General features: G+C 32.4%; 15 protein-coding genes. 2 read left to right on the top strand and 13 right to left on the bottom strand.

What is annotated here, in order from left to right; all coding sequences use genetic code 11:
* Position 1: 1 nt before the first annotated feature.
* The 11 genes from ACIDC4_RS02020 to ACIDC4_RS02070 all read right to left on the bottom strand — a co-directional run bounded on the left by ACIDC4_RS02020 (position 2) and on the right by ACIDC4_RS02070 (position 11,227).
* Entirely contained in the window at positions 2-1,588 is a 1,587-nt protein-coding gene (locus ACIDC4_RS02020; RefSeq protein WP_412044752.1) for a sensor histidine kinase, read from the bottom strand.
* Between the two features lie 59 nt (positions 1,589-1,647).
* Complete coding sequence (gene coaE, locus ACIDC4_RS02025) at positions 1,648-2,244, bottom strand: dephospho-CoA kinase (RefSeq protein ID WP_412044753.1); 597 nt, start codon at positions 2,242-2,244, stop codon at positions 1,648-1,650.
* Position 2,245: 1 nt separating this feature from the next.
* On the bottom strand, positions 2,246-3,244 hold the full coding sequence (locus ACIDC4_RS02030; protein ID WP_412044754.1) for a glycosyltransferase family 2 protein: 999 nt from the start codon (positions 3,242-3,244) through the stop codon (positions 2,246-2,248).
* Between the two features lie 125 nt (positions 3,245-3,369).
* A complete protein-coding gene (fabV, locus tag ACIDC4_RS02035; RefSeq protein WP_412044755.1) occupies positions 3,370-4,560 on the bottom strand; it encodes an enoyl-ACP reductase FabV in 1,191 nt (396 codons plus the stop codon).
* A gap of 107 nt (positions 4,561-4,667) precedes the next feature.
* Positions 4,668-6,320, bottom strand: coding sequence for a DNA repair protein RecN (recN, locus tag ACIDC4_RS02040; RefSeq protein WP_412044756.1), 1,653 nt, complete (start codon positions 6,318-6,320; stop codon positions 4,668-4,670).
* 57 nt (positions 6,321-6,377) lie between these two features.
* Positions 6,378-7,262 carry a type IX secretion system protein PorD gene (gene porD, locus ACIDC4_RS02045; RefSeq protein WP_412044757.1) on the bottom strand — a complete coding sequence of 295 codons (885 nt, stop codon included), beginning with the start codon at positions 7,260-7,262 and terminating at the stop codon, positions 6,378-6,380.
* A gap of 70 nt (positions 7,263-7,332) precedes the next feature.
* Positions 7,333-8,547 (bottom strand): bifunctional phosphopantothenoylcysteine decarboxylase/phosphopantothenate--cysteine ligase CoaBC, encoded by a 1,215-nt coding sequence (coaBC, locus tag ACIDC4_RS02050; RefSeq protein WP_412044758.1) that lies wholly within the window; start codon positions 8,545-8,547, stop codon positions 7,333-7,335.
* Positions 8,548-8,558: 11 nt separating this feature from the next.
* Positions 8,559-8,876: a DNA-directed RNA polymerase subunit omega gene (locus ACIDC4_RS02055; protein WP_008463064.1), complete on the bottom strand. Its 318-nt coding sequence runs from the start codon at positions 8,874-8,876 to the stop codon at positions 8,559-8,561.
* Between the two features lie 9 nt (positions 8,877-8,885).
* Positions 8,886-9,680, bottom strand: a complete 795-nt coding sequence (locus ACIDC4_RS02060) for an outer membrane protein assembly factor BamD (protein ID WP_412044759.1) — start codon at positions 9,678-9,680, stop codon at positions 8,886-8,888.
* A gap of 136 nt (positions 9,681-9,816) precedes the next feature.
* Complete coding sequence (gene dapA / locus ACIDC4_RS02065; RefSeq protein WP_412044760.1) at positions 9,817-10,698, bottom strand: 4-hydroxy-tetrahydrodipicolinate synthase; 882 nt, start codon at positions 10,696-10,698, stop codon at positions 9,817-9,819.
* Positions 10,699-10,714: 16 nt separating this feature from the next.
* Positions 10,715-11,227 (bottom strand): DUF6913 domain-containing protein, encoded by a 513-nt coding sequence (locus tag ACIDC4_RS02070; protein ID WP_412044761.1) that lies wholly within the window; start codon positions 11,225-11,227, stop codon positions 10,715-10,717.
* 47 nt (positions 11,228-11,274) lie between these two features.
* Between ACIDC4_RS02070 and ACIDC4_RS02075 the strand changes: the two genes are divergently transcribed.
* Both ACIDC4_RS02075 and ACIDC4_RS02080 read left to right on the top strand, forming a co-directional pair.
* A complete protein-coding gene (locus ACIDC4_RS02075) occupies positions 11,275-12,054 on the top strand; it encodes a 5'-nucleotidase C-terminal domain-containing protein (protein WP_412044762.1) in 780 nt (259 codons plus the stop codon).
* 158 nt (positions 12,055-12,212) lie between these two features.
* Positions 12,213-13,124 (top strand): bifunctional metallophosphatase/5'-nucleotidase, encoded by a 912-nt coding sequence (locus ACIDC4_RS02080; RefSeq protein WP_412044763.1) that lies wholly within the window; start codon positions 12,213-12,215, stop codon positions 13,122-13,124.
* Here ACIDC4_RS02080 and ACIDC4_RS02085 read toward each other — a convergent pair.
* A complete protein-coding gene (locus tag ACIDC4_RS02085; protein WP_412044764.1) occupies positions 13,110-13,805 on the bottom strand; it encodes a lysoplasmalogenase family protein in 696 nt (231 codons plus the stop codon). The two genes, ACIDC4_RS02080 and ACIDC4_RS02085, sit on opposite strands and share 15 nt — an antisense overlap.
* Entirely contained in the window at positions 13,792-15,798 is a 2,007-nt protein-coding gene (gene ligA, locus ACIDC4_RS02090; protein WP_412044765.1) for an NAD-dependent DNA ligase LigA, read from the bottom strand. The genes ACIDC4_RS02085 and ligA overlap by 14 nt, the downstream gene beginning before the upstream one ends.
* Between the last annotated feature and the right edge of the window lie 134 nt (positions 15,799-15,932).

A 15,932-nucleotide genomic window follows, 5' to 3' on the forward strand; every position in this document is an offset into this window, starting at 1 on the left:
TTTAATTTATTAATGGTATTTTTATTATAAAGGTGCTACCTTTTCCTTTTTCGCTTTCAACATATACTTGACCATTGTGATCCTCTACTATTCTTTTTACATAAGCAAGGCCTAAACCGTGTCCTTTTACATTATGTAAATCTCCAGTATGCTCTCTGTAAAATTTCTCAAAAACTCTTTTTTGAGCTATTTTACTCATACCAAGACCATTATCTTTTACTTTTATCAGAATCATGTCTTTGACATTTTCTGTAAAAATTTCTATTTCAGGAATACCAGGTGAATATTTTATAGCATTTTCTAAAATATTTACCAAGACGTTTGTAAAATGTACTTCGTTGATTAAAGAGGTTGTTCTTGCAGCATTATAATGCTTTACAATGGTTCCTTTTCTATCTTCCAAAATTAAATTTACGTGCTCAATTGCATCATCGATTATATCGTGAATTGCTGTTGGCTCTTTTGTAATGTCTAATTCTCTTTTTTCTAATTTAGAAATACGAAGAACGTTTTCTACCTGAGCGTGCATTCTTTTATTCTCATCCCTGATCATTTGCAGATATCGAAATACTTTTTCTTTATCTTCAATAATTTTAGGATTCTTAATCGCATCAAGAGCTAAATTTATCGTTGCAATTGGAGTCTTAAACTCATGCGTCATATTATTTATAAAATCTGTTTTGATTTCAGAAATATGCTTTTGACGTAACAATTGATTCAATGCACTTGTATAAGCAACTATAATAATTAATGTAAAAACTATTGACAATATGGTAATACTCAACAATTCAGACAATAAAAATTTCTTTTTATGAGGGAAAGTTATATATAACTCGTATTTACTATTTCCTTCATTATCTGTATAAATAGGTACATGATAACTTGCATCCTTATCATAATGAAATCCTTCTGATTTCACTTTTGTAACTAAACCGCTGTTCAGGACACCAAACTCAAATTTAGTTTTTACTTCATATTCTAGTAATTCCTTCTTTAAAAGTTTTTGAAGCTTATCTGGTGTAATTCTACCCTCTATAGGTGTCAGTGAAGCAATATCTTTGTATTGAATTTGCTGCTGTACTTTATTTAAAATATCTAAACTACCTGATTTTTCAACTCTTAGATCCGGAATGATACTTTGACCTAAACCATTATTATCGATTCCGTTATTGTTATTGTAAACTTCAGTTACTCTTTTAGAGCTAAAGTTTTTAAATCTTTCACTACTAAATTTTTTATTGAATAATGAACCATTTATATCGTAATCTTCGGATGTAAGGGTATTAGAGTATACAATTGTTTTATTTGTTTTTGTATTTCTCTGAACATAGAGAACTTCTAATAAATCTTCTTTTTTTGGAGTTTTACCTGTACTGTCTTTTATACGGTTGTATTTGTCATAGAAACTGTACTCTTCTTGTTGTTCAAGTTTATCAGCAACATTACCAATTACTTGTGTCACGTGGTATTTAAACTGCTCATCATTGTTTTTAAATGAAGAGTTGAACCAATATACCTGTACCAGAATAATCCCTATTAAGGACAAACTCATTAGTAAAACAAGTATTCTAAAAAATAATTTATTCATCGAAACAAAATTAATATTTTAACAATATACTAAATAATACATTAACCAAATATTAACATTTAAGACTGATTTTGTTTTATATTTAAAATTTTAAGAATTTTAACAACTTCTTCTTTAGCAATTTTAAGATTACTGTTATTAATTACAAAATTGCTTAAAGAAATTCTTTTTTCGTCATTCCATTGCATTTTCATTCTGCTTAAAACTTGTTCGCGTGTGGTATTATCTCGCTTCACGACTCTTTCGATCCTAATTTCTTCCGGTGCAGTAACAGTTATAATTACATCACATTCTTTATAACGACCACTTTCGAACAAAATTGCGGCTTCATAAATTACGTAGTCGTACTTTTTATTTTCCTGAAGCCATAATTCAAAATCGCTTTTTACAGCGGGATGCACAATAGCATTTAGTTGTGCTAATTTATCGGCATTATTAAAAACAATTTCAGCCAGTTTTGCACGGTTTAAAATCTCTTTTTCAAAAATAGAATCGCCAAATGTTGTTTTTATTTGTTGTACTATATTTTTAGACTGCATCACTTTTTTGGCTGCATCATCTGCAATATAAACAGGGATGCCCATTGTCGCAAAATAGTTTGCAATGGTGGTTTTACCACTCCCTATTCCGCCTGTTAAACCAATAACTTTAGTCATATTATACTTTAAAAAACATACGAGGAAAAGCTTCTTGTGGTTTTTTCTTTAAAAGAATAATTTTTATGAACGACTTTAAAAATCCTGTTCCATAACCATAAAACTGCTTCCAAACTGCAATTACAGATAAATATCCAATTTTAACACTTTTATTTTGAATACTTGATGTAAGAAAAATAATAACGAAATATACAAAATATAATTGTAATAAAATATCAAAATTGAAAATTAATAGTAAAAAAGCTAATAATAGCCCTACTATAAAAACGGATGGAAAGAAGAATGTTAACTTATTATGCTCTGGGTACCAACTATTTAAAATAGGTCTTGCGATCCCGAATTTATTTACCTGAACTGAAAATTTTTCCCAATCGATTCTGCGTTTATGATATACATAAGCCTCTGGAAACAGTCTGGTTTCAAAACCAAGATTCCATAAACGAATCGAAAGGTCCGGATCTTCGCCGGGATGAATGTTTCCGAAGCCTTTTGATGCTTCAAATGCCTTTTTTGAAATTCCCATATTGAAACTTCTTGGCTGAAATTTATTGATCTTTTCAGATCCGCCACGAATTCCTCCTGTCGTAAGAAACGAAGTCATAGCAAAATTAATTGCTTTCTGAATATCCGAAAAACTATCTAATGCTTTATCCGGTCCCCCAAAACAATCTACATAATCTGCGTCTAATGCTTTTCGAACTTCCGTTAAATAATTAGGCGGAATAATACAATCTGAATCAAAAATGATAAAATAATCTCCACGTGCCTTTTGCATTCCGAAATTTCTTGAATCACCTGGTCCTGAATTCGGCTTGAAATAATACGAAATGTTCAATTTTCCCTGATAGGTCATCACCACATCTTTGCATGGTATTGATGATCCGTCTTCTACAAGAACAATTTCAAAAGCTTCATTATAATCAGATTTAGACAGACTTTCTAAAAGTTCATCAACTTCATCTGGGCGATTATACACGGGTATAATTAAAGAAAAAATCATAACGGGATGTGCGGTATTAAAGTGGCAATTTTTTAAACTTCAAAATTTTAACAAAGATATGGTATATTCATAAAAAAACCATCAACTTTAGGTTGATGGTTTTTTCAATTATGCTATTTTTTTATCTACTTGATACTTTCGATTTCAACAACTTCATTTGTATCTGCTTTGTAATCTACTCCGGCAAATTCAAACCCGAAAAGATTTAAGAAATCATTTCTATATCCGGCTAAATCTCCAATTGCAGGTAATGTTTCAGTTGTAGCTTCTAACCAAAGTTTAGCCACTTTTTCCTGAACATCTTCACGCATTTCCCAATCGTCGATTCTGATTCTTCCTTTCTCGTCTACAGGAACTTCAGATCCGTTGTACAATCTGTCTTTAAACAAACGTTGGATTTGCTCGATACAACCTTCATGAATTCCTTCTTCTTTCATAATTTTATACAAAAGAGAAATATATAACGGGATTACCGGAATTGCAGAACTTGCCTGAGTTACTAATGCTTTGTTTACAGAAACATAAGCTTTTCCTCCTATTGATTTTAAACTATCTGTAATAGAAAATGCTGTAGCTTCTAAATCATCTTTTGCACGACCAATTGTACCTTTACGGTAAACTGCTTCCGTCAATGATGGGCCAATGTATGAGTAAGCAACTGTTGTAGCTCCATCTGCTAATAAATTTTCAGCTTTTAAAGCATCGATCCACATAGTCCAGTCTTCTCCGCCCATTACCGCTACAGTATTTGCAATATCTTCTTCATTTGCCGGAGCAATAGAAACTTCTGTTACATTTCCTGTATGAAAATCGACTGTTTTATTGGTAAAAGTTTGTCCGATTGGTTTTAAAACTGAACGGTGCAACACTCCTGTAACCGGATGTTGACGAACTGGCGATGCTAAACTATAAATGATAAGATCAACTTGACCTAAATCGGCTTTGATTAAATCTAAAGTTTGTCTTTTTATTTCGTTTGAAAAAGCATCTCCATTGATACTTTTCGCATATAAACCTGCTTTGTGAGCTTCTGTTTCAAATGCAGCAGAATTATACCAACCTGGTGAAGCTGTTTTTCCTTCAACTGGTGGTTTTTCAAAAAATACTCCAATAGTTGCAGCATCAGATCCAAAAGCACTTGTGATTCTTGAAGCTAATCCAAAACCTGTTGAAGCACCAATAACCAATACTTTTTTAGCACCGTCAATTGGACCTTTTGATTTTATATATTCTATTTGATTTTTAACATTTTGCTCGCTGCCCTTTGGGTGTGCAGTCAAGCAAATAAATCCTCTCATTCTAGGTTCTATAATCATATTTTTGTATTTATTCGTTGATTGGGTTAATCTTATCCTTAAGATAAACGACTAACTTATTTACGTTTGTTTAATTAGCTTTGAGTTGACAAATATAAATTATTTCTTTAGTTCAACAAGGCTTTGGCATGATTTAAAGCCGAATCAGAGACAACTGCTCCTGATAACATCTGAGCAATCTCTATAACTCTTTCGTCCTGAGACAATAGCTTCAATTCTGATTGCGTATCATCGTCTACTGTAGATTTGAATACTTTGAAGTGAGAATCTCCTTTTGCTGCTATTTGAGGCAAGTGGGTAATAGCAAAAATTTGCATTGTCGTACTCATTTCTTTCATAATCTCGCCCATTCTAATCGCGATTTCTCCGGAAACTCCGGTATCTATTTCATCAAAAATTAAAGTAGGTAATTTTGAATATTGTGCCAAAATTGCTTTAACAGCCAACATAATACGGGACATCTCCCCTCCTGACGCTACTTTTTTCAATAAACCAAAATCAGTTCCTTTATTGGCAGAAAATAAAAACTGTAGTTCGTCTTTTCCATTTTGGAAATATGTTTCAGAAGGTAAAAGTTCCATATTAAAACGAACATTTGGCATTCCTAAAGTTTCTAAAATCGAAATTAGTTTTTGAGATAAAACCGGAATTGCTTTTGTTCTGTTTTGATGAATCGTTGCTGAAAAAGCATCCAACTCAATTGTTTTTTGATCTATTGCTTTTGACAACAAAGCGATTTCTTCTTCGATATTATCAAGTTCTAATAGTGTATTGCCTAAATTTGCCTGAATTTCGATCAATTCATCTACAGTGTTTACCTGATGTTTCTTCTGTAAATTATAAATCAATTGCAGTTTTTGACTCACAAATTCTAATTGCACCGGATCGTTCAATAATTTTTCAGAAGCATTTTGCAATTCTTTAGAAACATCATCAAATTCAATCGCAAGGCTTGTAATTCGTTGGAATATACTTTGATATTCAGGAGAGAAAAGTGCAATTTTCTGTATTGAAGTTTTAATTTCATTTAAATTATGAAAAACTCCAAATTGTTCTTCGTTAGCAATTACAAGAGATTTATCGATCGCCTCTTTTATAATCTCAACATTATTTAATTTTTCGTAATCAGCTTCTAATTCTTCTTGTTCGCCGGATTTTAATTTAGCCGATACTAATTCGTTCAGTAAAAAAGTATTGTACTCCTGCTCTTTTCCTGAATCACTTTGTTTTTTCAGCAAAGCATTCAATTTAGATTTATCTGCTTTATATGATTTTAGTGCTTTTTGATAAGATTGAATAGTATCAAAATTATTTGCAATTGCATCAATAATTTTAAACTGAACTCCTTCATCTGAAAGTCCCTGAGTTTGCTGTTGCGAATGAATATCAATCAAAAACAAACTTAAATCTTGTAATTCCTGAAGATTTACCGGACTGTCATTTATAAAAGCACGAGATTTTCCTGAAGGTAAAATTTCTCTTCTAATTATGGTGTCGTCTTCATAATCAAGATCATTTACTTCAAAAAATTCTTTAAGATTGTATTTGGATATTTCAAAATGCGCCTCGATTACACATTTTTCTTCTTTATTTTTTAATGATGTTAAATCAGCTCTTTTTCCTAAAACCAATCCTATTGCGCCTAATATAATAGATTTACCAGCACCCGTTTCACCTGTAATTATAGAAAAACCTCTTGAAAAATCGATAGTCAGTTTTTCAATCAGGGCATAGTTTTTAATTGACAAGGACGTTATCATAAAGAAATTGTATAAGTATAAAAGTTAGTAAGATAGTAAATTGAAAAAGAAATTCAATTAAAATTTAATCTGAGACCATTTAGTAGAATTCAAAGGCGATACTTTATTCAGCACATCTGTTAAATCGCCAACCGGAATACTCGGGCCTCCTGAAAAGATAGAAACGATTTCATCTGATTTTGCATCAAAAAAGACTCTTGTCAAAAAAGCATTTGGTTTAACTGAATTCAATTTACCAATAAGCATTATTGCATTCTTAATTTTTTCTTTTGACGCCTTCAAATCCAGACTCATTCCGTCTAAACCAGTGTGATACGCATACATTGTCTGACGTAAATCACTATACATTGGCGAAGCAAGATCATTTATTAAATAATAACGGTTTTGAAGTCCATCAGACTGGCTCCAGCCTTTAGATCCGCCTTGTTGTGCAACACTCGCAATATTCTGAGCGGTTTCAAGATATTGATTTCCTGCTCCCATTTGAAAAGTATCAGCATCCATAGCCAAAATCACGTAACTGTAAAAAGATACTACAGATACTAAATTAGACTCAAAAGTAGCCGGGTTAAAAAGCAAAGGTTCGTACTCTGTATATTGAAAATTAAAGTCTTTATCGTTGTAATTTAAAACAGGTGATGAATAAGTCGAGTTAAAAATCAATCGTGAAGACTGTACCTGAATCGTACCTGTAAATTGATTCGAACCTCCTGATGACAATGTGATATACATTGAACAATTGATTCGTTCGTTTTGTTTTAAAACTGATCCTGTCCAGTCTGTTTTATTTACAAATTCAGACAAAGAGGTTTGAAGTGTTTTAAAAACTTGCTGATTGGCATTGGGCAGCCTTTCTGTATTAATAGTTACGGTACAATTTAGCTGTTGCGCTTGTGTAAAGCCAAAAATAAAAAATACTAAAAGGGTAACTACTTTATTCATGCGAAAGATAATATTTGGTTTTAGCTACAATAGATTTACTATTTCTGCCACTCGTTTTTACTATAAATCATTACGATTTCGAAAAATGCAAAATCACTTTGTTTAAAATATCAACTGCAACAGATTCTTTTGATTTTAATTCCATTGGTTCGATTTCAAAATTATGATCAATAAATGTTACTTTATTGGTTTCTTTTTTAAAACCTGCGCCTTCATCTTGTAAGGAATTTAAAACAATCAAATCTAAGTTTTTTTTCTGAATTTTCAACTTAGCATTTTCAATTTCATTTTCAGTCTCTAAAGCAAAGCCAATTAAAAACTGATTCTTTTTTATTGCTCCCAGCGATGCTAAAATATCTTTTGTTTTTTCGAGTTCGATCGAAAAATCCTCTGATGCTTTTTTTATCTTTTGTAAAGCTACGACTTTAGGCCTGTAATCTGCAACAGCTGCTGCTGCAATAGCAACATCTACTTCATTAAAATACAAATGACACGCATCGTACATATCCTGAGCCGAAATGACATCAACCACTTTTATTAAGCTGTTCTTAGCTTTATAATATGTTGGTCCGGAAACCAGGATAACCTGCGCCCCAAGACTTGCTGCTTCATGAGCAATATCAAAACCCATTTTTCCTGACGAATGATTTCCTATAAAACGTACAGGATCTATTGCTTCGTATGTTGGTCCGGCAGTAATTAGTATTTTTTTTCCTTTTAGAGGTAACTTGCTTTCTAAATCAGCTTCAAGAAAAGCGACAATATTCTCAGGCTCAGCCATTCTGCCTTCACCGGATAAACCGCTTGCCAATTCTCCGCTTTCAGCCGGAATCATTATATTGCCAAACTGTTTTAAAGCAGCAAAACTAGACAATGTTGAAGGATGTTTGTACATATCCAAATCCATTGCCGGAGCAAAATAAACAGGACATTTAGCCGATAAATAAGTAGCGATTAAAAGATTATCACAATTTCCTGTTGTCATTTTAGACAAGGTATTTGCTGTTGCAGGAGCAATTATCATCAAATCGGCCCAAAGCGCCAAATCAACGTGATTGTTCCAGACAGCATCTTCATCATCCTGATTAAAGAAACTGGAATATACAGGATTTTTTGATAACGTAGATAACGTAAGTGGAGTTACAAAATCCTTAGAAGCAGGTGTCATTATCACTTGGACATGTGCACCTGCTTTTATAAAAAGTCGTACTAATGAGGCTGTTTTATAGGCTGCAATTCCACCAGAAACACCCAGTAAAATTTTCTTCCCGTTTAAAACTGACATTATACTATATATTATTTATTTGAACTTCTGTGGTAAGTTTTACCGTCTAACCATTCCTGAACTGCTAAAGCGTGTGGTTTTGGTAATTTTTCGTAAAATTTAGAAACTTCAATTTGTTCTTTATTTTCAAAAACTTCTTCAAGACTGTCATTATATGTTGCAAACTCTTCTAATTTCTCAGTTAATTCTTTTTTAATTTCAGAATTAATTTGATTTGCTCTTTTAGCCATAATGGTAATTGCTTCATACACATTTCCTGTTGGCTCTTCAATAACTGTTTTATTGTAAGTTATTGTATTTACAGGAGCATTCGTCTTTTTTAAATCCATGACTTTATTTTATTTAGTAAATTTTTGTAAATCTGTTTCAACTCTGGCATTCATTTCATCTGCCTGTACTTTGTATTTAGTAGCAGCATTAAACTTAATTAAGTTATTGTACGCTACTTTGGCCACATTTAAACGTTCTTCCATTTTTGCAGGAATACTGTTTATTGCTAATTTGTATGCCGAATCGTATTTGTAAAAAAGGGCATCTTCTTTAAAAGGTGTTCCAGGATAATCAGCTATAAAATTATCAAATGCAATTAATGCTGATTTATAATCTGAAATTGTATTGTATCCTTTAGCATTTTCGTATGCTTTTTTCTCCAGTTTACCATTTAAAACTTTTACAGCTTCATTGGCCTGAGCGATGTATTCTGAGTTTGGATAATTATCAATAAAAGCTTGTAATTTTTCTAATGCTTTTTGAGTATCTGTTTGATCTAAACTATAAACAGGTGCTAATTTTGAATAACTGAAAGCGCCTAAAAAAGCAGCTTCCTGTACTTTTTCGCTTCGTGGATAACCTGAAACAAAGCTTTCGAACTGATATCCAGCTAAATAATATTGTTTTGATTTATAATAAGATTGCGAAAACATATAAAAAAGTTTCTCTGCCTGAGGTTTTCCTCTGTACGAAGGCGCTAATTGTTCAAAAAGACGAATTGCTTTTGAATACTTTCCTGCCTCGTACATCTTCGTTGCCACTTCAAATTTAGCTGCAACATCTTCATTTTTTAATGCTTTTTGATATTCACTACAAGAACAAAAAAGGACAACAACAATTAATAGAGATACTATTTTTTTCATTTTCTTACTTTTATTATGATTTCTTAGACAATTATGCCAAAGCAAAATCACACCGAAGTTCCGGTGGCAAATTTAGTTATTAATTTAGCTACTACAAAATATTTTTTGGTATATTAAAATACCGGCAATCTCACTCTTATTTTATGCTGTTTTTTACAAATTCATTCAATCGGTTTGCTAACGATTCATCAACACTTACTAATGGCAAACGTACTGTGTTGTCAGCAATACCAAGGGCTTGAAAGACTTGTTTGATTCCTGCAGGATTTCCCTGCTCAAAAATCATATCAATACAATCTGATAAAAAATATTGCGTTTTAAACGCTTCACTTACCTTTTTATTGAGTCCTAAACGAATCATTTCTGAAAATTCTTTTGGAAAACCTTGCCCGATAACCGAAATTACACCTGCTCCACCAGCCAAAACAATTGGCAAAGCAATCATATCATCTCCTGAAATTACAAGAAAATCTTTTGGTGCATTTTTTATTAACTGCATTGCCTGCACCACATCACCTGCAGCTTCTTTTATAGCAACAACATTCTTGAAATCATTCGCTAAACGTATCACAGTAGACGGCAACATATTGCTAGAAGTTCTACCAGGAACATTATATAAGATCACCGGAATTGGCGAAGCTTCAGCAATGGCTTTAAAATGCTGATAAATGCCTTCCTGTGTTGGTTTATTATAATAAGGAGAAACAGAAAGTATGGCTTCAAAGGCAGAGAAATCTCCTGTCTTTAATTCCTCAACAATTTGCATCGTATTATTACCTCCAACTCCAAGAACTAGTGGTAATCTTCCTTTATTTGTATTGATTACAGTAGTAATAACCAATTCTTTTTCGGCTTGTGTTAAGGTAGCATTTTCTGCTGTTGTTCCCATAACCACAAGATATTCAACCCCTCCATCAATAGAAAAGTTAACGATACGCTGTAAAGCTTCGATATCAATTGAAAAGTCTTTTTTAAATGGAGTTACAAGCGCAACACCAGTTCCTATTAATGATTGCATATTCTAATTTATGATTTTATTTTATACTCTTTAAATACTTAAACAATTCGAAAGCGAAAAGTTTATAATTTTGTAACGCGGTATCAATCATCCATCGATTTAATCTTTTATCTACAGATGCAAATCCCACTTTAAACCTGGCTTTTGACTGGTTGGTTATCATCATCAAAATTGCATTTTCGATATCATAATAACTAATCAAAAGATCAAATTCTACTGTTATAAATTCATTCAGAAAAACTTCGGTAATTTCTCCGCTCCATTTGATATGTTTACTACCAAATGTAGGGATCAAATACGTTTCTTTTTCCTTAAATTTACTTCTATACGCCACAACTTTTATGTTCTGAGGAGCGATGCCCTGCAAAATAAGTTCATTTACTAATTCTTTTGAATGACCAAAACCACTTTCATCGATCAGTAAACCAATTGTTTGTATATTACTGGTAAAGACTTCGTTTTTGAAATTATTCAAGTTTTTATTTAATGTTTTTTTTACAAAAAATTCCTTTATATAATTTAAAAACATAGTACTTTTGCCAGATTACAAAATTAATTATTTAAGTCGCATTTAAGATGGTAAAACTAAAAAAGTATAACGGATTTTTAAAACTTTTTGTTATATTCTTAACACTTTTTTTTATAACTTCTTGCAGTCAGAAAAATTACAACCTGACGAAGATAGAAGGAAAGCAAATTCCGATCACCGAAAAAAACGCTGAAACTCCAGCAATTGAAAATTTCATTAAACCTTATCGCGATCATATTAATAAAGATTTAGACAGCGTTTTGGCATACTGCCCTGAAACTCTTGATAAAAGCACAGGAAAATGGCAAACGAGTATTGGCAGCTTATTAGCCGATGTTTGTATAGAAAGAGGAAATCTTGTTTTTAACGCACGCGAAAAGAAAAGTATCGACTTATGTCTTTTAAACCACGGTGGAATTCGCGCTATTTTACCAAAAGGAAATGTAACTCCAAGAACTGCTTTTGAAATTATGCCTTTTGAAAACAATCTGGTTGTTATCGCTTTAAAAGGAGATCAGATTCTTGAAATCGCTGCTTATATTATTAAGGAGAAAAAACCTCAGCCTTTATCCGGAATGACTTTTACAATTACAAAAGATAATAAAGCCAAGAATATTTTAGTTCAGGGAAAACCTCTTGATGTAAATAAGGTTTATTATGTGGCTACAAATGATTATTTGGCGAATGGCGGCGATAGCATGACTTTTTTCGCTAAGGGTGTTGAGAAATTTGATCTAAACTATAAACTTCGAGATGTATTGATTGACTATTTTAAACAAGTTGATACAATTCCGGTAGCAAAGAATATCAGAATTACTGAAGAATAAAAAGACCAAGCGCATATTTAGAATTAAAAAACAAATTATTTCTATGTGCGTAAAAGGTTTCAGCCAAAAATTAAAGGATTAAAAATCTACGTAGATCTTTTTAATCTGTGGCAAAAAAATAACAAAATAAAATATCGTTTCCGCAAAAAATATACAAAATGAAAAGAAGAGAATTTATCGAAAAAACAGCTGCAAGTACTGCCTTATTAAGTTTAGGTTTGTCATTAAGCAGTTTTGAAACTAACGATATTAAGCACTTAACGATTCTACACACTAATGATGTTCACAGCCACATCGATCCGTTTCCGGCTGATGATCCGCGTAACCCAAACAAAGGTGGTGTATCACGAAGAGCTGCTCTTATAGAAACAATTCGCAGGGAAAACCCAAATGTTCTTTTATTAGACGCGGGAGATATTTTTCAGGGAACTCCGTACTTTAATTATTATGGTGGGGAACTTGAATTTAAGTTGATGAGTATGATGAAATACGACGCATCGACTATAGGAAATCATGATTTTGATAATGGTCTTGATGGCTTATATGCACAAATGCCTCATGCAACTTTTGAATTTATTAATTCAAATTATGATTTTAAGAATACTGTAATGAACGGTCTTGTAAAACCGTATAAGATTTTTAATAAAAACGGAATTAAAGTAGGTATTTTTGGTGTAGGAATTGAACTTGCAGGTTTGGTAGACAAACAAATGTACAAGGAAACTGTTTACAACAATCCTGTAGAAGTTGCTCAGGATATGACGCAATTATTAAAAAAAGAAGAAAAATGTGATTTGGTTATTTGCCTTTCGCATTTAGGTTATAAATACAAAGACGACGAATCTAAAATTTCTGATTTAAAATTTGCCGCACAAACTCAGGATATTGATTTAATCATTGGCGGGCATACGCATACTTTTCTTGACAAACCTACCATTGTGAAAAATAAGGCAGGACAAGATGTTTTGGTAAATCAGGTGGGTTGCTACGGAATAAATTTAGGCCGAATCGATTTTTATTTCGATAAAGATAAAGCACACACCAACCAAGGAAGATCAATTGTTGTATAATATCTTAGTATGAATTTTGGCTTTTTCAAGAAAGTACTCCACCATAAAGAAATAAGCCAAAATTTGTGTAATGTCGCGAATTAAAACCAGGACAATTGAGTACGAGAAGTATTCATTGAAGATGTAGAATATATCCGAAAAGATATAACTAATGGCCATGAGTGACATTAATAATGCTATATGTGTTCCTTTTGTTATGTAACTTACAAACGAAAAGCAACTTAAAACGCTTAGTATAATTCCGTAAAAAGTATAAATAAAACTGAATTTCTTTAGATTGTCGAACTGTAAACTCAAAACAGAAACGAGTAAATAAACAATAAATATAATTACTATAGATACGGGCAAAATATCTTTTTTTGTCAATTTTATTTTTTCGTGTTCTCTTATAAAAAGTGTTATTATAAGAAGATAAACAGCTAAAAAACATAGTACTCCGCCAATTTCAGAAACCTCAACATCCATTAAATCAAAAACCTGACCTATAAAGCAAAACAGAAAAATCAAACTTTCGGTTTTAGCTATTTTAAACTCGCTGCTTATTAAAAAATAAATGAATATTGCCGGAAGAACAACGGCTTTCGCATAGAGCGCAAAGATATCTTGTTGTGTACAATCGAATATAATTGTACACAGTAATGCTACAAAGAATAAAATCAAAGACGGCTTATTCGCTTTCATTTAATTTGTTTATAAAATCTTCCTCGGACAAGATAGGGATATTTAATTTATTCGCCTTCTCTAATTTTGCAGGGCCCATATTATCGCCCGCTACTACAAAATCAGTTTTTGCAGAAATTGAACTTCCTACTTTACCTCCGTTATCTTCGATGGCTTTTTTAAGTTCATCTCTTGAAAATTGAGTAAAAACACCAGAAACAACGAATGTTTTTCCAACGAATTTTACGGTAGCATTTGGGTTGATTTTTTCAACAATTTCAAATTGAACGCCGTAACTTTTTAGACGCTCAATAATTTTTTGATTTTCTTCGTTTTCAAAGAATTCAATTACACTTCTGGCAATTCTTTCACCAATTTCGTCTACCAAAATCAAATCCATTAAAGTGGCCTGACGAAGTGCATCGATATTTTTATAATGTTTGGCTAATTTTTTAGCCACTGTTTCTCCAACAAAACGAATCCCAAGCGCAAACAACACGCTTTCGAACGGAATTTCTTTAGATTTCGCTACGCCATTTACCAGATTTTCAGCAGATTTTTTTGCCATTCTTTCTAAATGCAAAATATCCTCTACTTTTAATTCGTATAAATCGGCGTAATTGTGTACCAGACCATTTTTGAAAAGTAAAGCTACTGTTTCGCCTCCCAAACCTTCAATATCCATTGCTTTTCTTGAAATGTAGTGTTGAATTCTGCCAATAATCTGCGGAGGACATCCGTAAAAATTAGGACAGTAATGATTGGCTTCTCCGGCATTTCTGACCAATTCGGTCTGGCATTCCGGACAATGTGTGATGTAATGTGTCGGTTCTGAGTTTTCAGGGCGTTTTGATAAATCTACGGCAATAATTTTAGGGATAATTTCACCTCCTTTTTCAACAAAAACGGTATCATTTATTCTTATATCTAATTTTTCAATCTGATCTGCATTATGTAATGAAGCTCTTTTTACAATTGTTCCTGCCAATTGTACAGGTGCTAAATTTGCTACAGGAGTTATGGCTCCCGTACGTCCTACCTGATAGGTAATAGAATTTAATTGAGTCGAAACCTGTTCTGATTTAAATTTGTACGCAATTGCCCAACGCGGTGATTTTGCTGTATATCCTAATTCTTCCTGGTATTGAATGCTGTTTACTTTTACAACAACTCCATCTGTTTCATAAGGTAAATTATGACGGTGCACATCCCAATAATCAATGAAGTCAAAAACTTCCTGCATATTATTGACTAATTTTGCTTCGGTAGGCACTTTGAATCCCCATTTTCTGGCTGATTCTAAGCCTTCATATTGAGACGAAAAAGGTAAATTATTACCTGTTACAAAATACAATAAACATTCTAACGGACGTTTTGCAACCTCGGCGCTGTCTTGTAATTTTAAACTTCCTGATGCTGTATTTCTTGGGTTCGAATAGGGTGTTTCTCCTATTTCGATTAATTCCTGATTCATTTTTTCGAAACCGGCAAATGGCAGAATAATTTCGCCACGAATATCGAATCTTTCCGGATAATTCCCTTTTAGTTTTAACGGAATTGATCGTATTGTTTTGATGTTGTTGGTAACCTCATCGCCTTGAAAACCATCACCACGAGTTAAGGCTTGTACTAATTTTCCGTTTTCGTAAGTAATACTTATCGAGGCTCCGTCGTATTTTAATTCGCATGTATATTGTAAATTCACGTTTCCGAGAACTTTCTGAATTCGGTTTTCCCAATCCAGCAAATCTTCTTTCGAATAAGAATTATCCAAAGAATACATACGGTATTGATGTGCTATAGTTTTGAAGTTCTTGGTAACCATTCCTCCTACTCGCTGCGTTGGAGAATGTTCGTCAAAAAATTCCGGATGTTTATTTTCTAAATCCTGAAGTTCTTTTAGTTTTATATCAAAATCGTAGTCAGAAATTGTGGCATTATCTAACACATAATAATTGTAATTGTGCTGATTAAGTTCGTCTCTTAAAGTCTGAATGGTGTCTTGAATATTCATATAATATTAAAATACTGTAGGTTGTGATTTAGAATAACTGAACATCAAAATTAGGATTATTTTTGTTCTAAAACAGTAAAAAATGAAACTTTTATAAAATCAAAAATCAAGTTGCAAAACGATGCAACTTGATT

The sequence above is a fragment of the Flavobacterium sp. C3NV genome, assembly GCF_046825355.2.
GTDB lineage: Bacteria > Bacteroidota > Bacteroidia > Flavobacteriales > Flavobacteriaceae > Flavobacterium.

Bases quoted from the DNA above. Each gene is read 5' to 3' on its own strand.
- coaE (WP_412044753.1), bottom strand. From the start codon at position 2,244: ATGACTAAAGTTATTGGTTTAACAGGCGGAATAGGGAGTGGTAAAACC.
- ACIDC4_RS02080 (WP_412044763.1), top strand. From the start codon at position 12,213: ATGAAAAGAAGAGAATTTATCGAAAAAACAGCTGCAAGTACTGCCTTA.
- ACIDC4_RS02060 (WP_412044759.1), bottom strand. From the start codon at position 9,680: ATGAAAAAAATAGTATCTCTATTAATTGTTGTTGTCCTTTTTTGTTCT.
- coaBC (WP_412044758.1), bottom strand. From the start codon at position 8,547: ATGTCAGTTTTAAACGGGAAGAAAATTTTACTGGGTGTTTCTGGTGGA.
- dapA (WP_412044760.1), bottom strand. From the start codon at position 10,698: ATGCAATCATTAATAGGAACTGGTGTTGCGCTTGTAACTCCATTTAAA.
- ACIDC4_RS02085 (WP_412044764.1), bottom strand. From the start codon at position 13,805: ATGAAAGCGAATAAGCCGTCTTTGATTTTATTCTTTGTAGCATTACTG.
- ligA (WP_412044765.1), bottom strand. From the start codon at position 15,798: ATGAATATTCAAGACACCATTCAGACTTTAAGAGACGAACTTAATCAG.
- ACIDC4_RS02055 (WP_008463064.1), bottom strand. From the start codon at position 8,876: ATGGATTTAAAAAAGACGAATGCTCCTGTAAATACAATAACTTACAAT.
- ACIDC4_RS02070 (WP_412044761.1), bottom strand. From the start codon at position 11,227: ATGTTTTTAAATTATATAAAGGAATTTTTTGTAAAAAAAACATTAAAT.
- ACIDC4_RS02030 (WP_412044754.1), bottom strand. From the start codon at position 3,244: ATGATTTTTTCTTTAATTATACCCGTGTATAATCGCCCAGATGAAGTT.
- ACIDC4_RS02020 (WP_412044752.1), bottom strand. From the start codon at position 1,588: ATGAATAAATTATTTTTTAGAATACTTGTTTTACTAATGAGTTTGTCC.
- ACIDC4_RS02075 (WP_412044762.1), top strand. From the start codon at position 11,275: ATGGTAAAACTAAAAAAGTATAACGGATTTTTAAAACTTTTTGTTATA.
- porD (WP_412044757.1), bottom strand. From the start codon at position 7,262: ATGAATAAAGTAGTTACCCTTTTAGTATTTTTTATTTTTGGCTTTACA.
- fabV (WP_412044755.1), bottom strand. From the start codon at position 4,560: ATGATTATAGAACCTAGAATGAGAGGATTTATTTGCTTGACTGCACAC.
- recN (WP_412044756.1), bottom strand. From the start codon at position 6,320: ATGATAACGTCCTTGTCAATTAAAAACTATGCCCTGATTGAAAAACTG.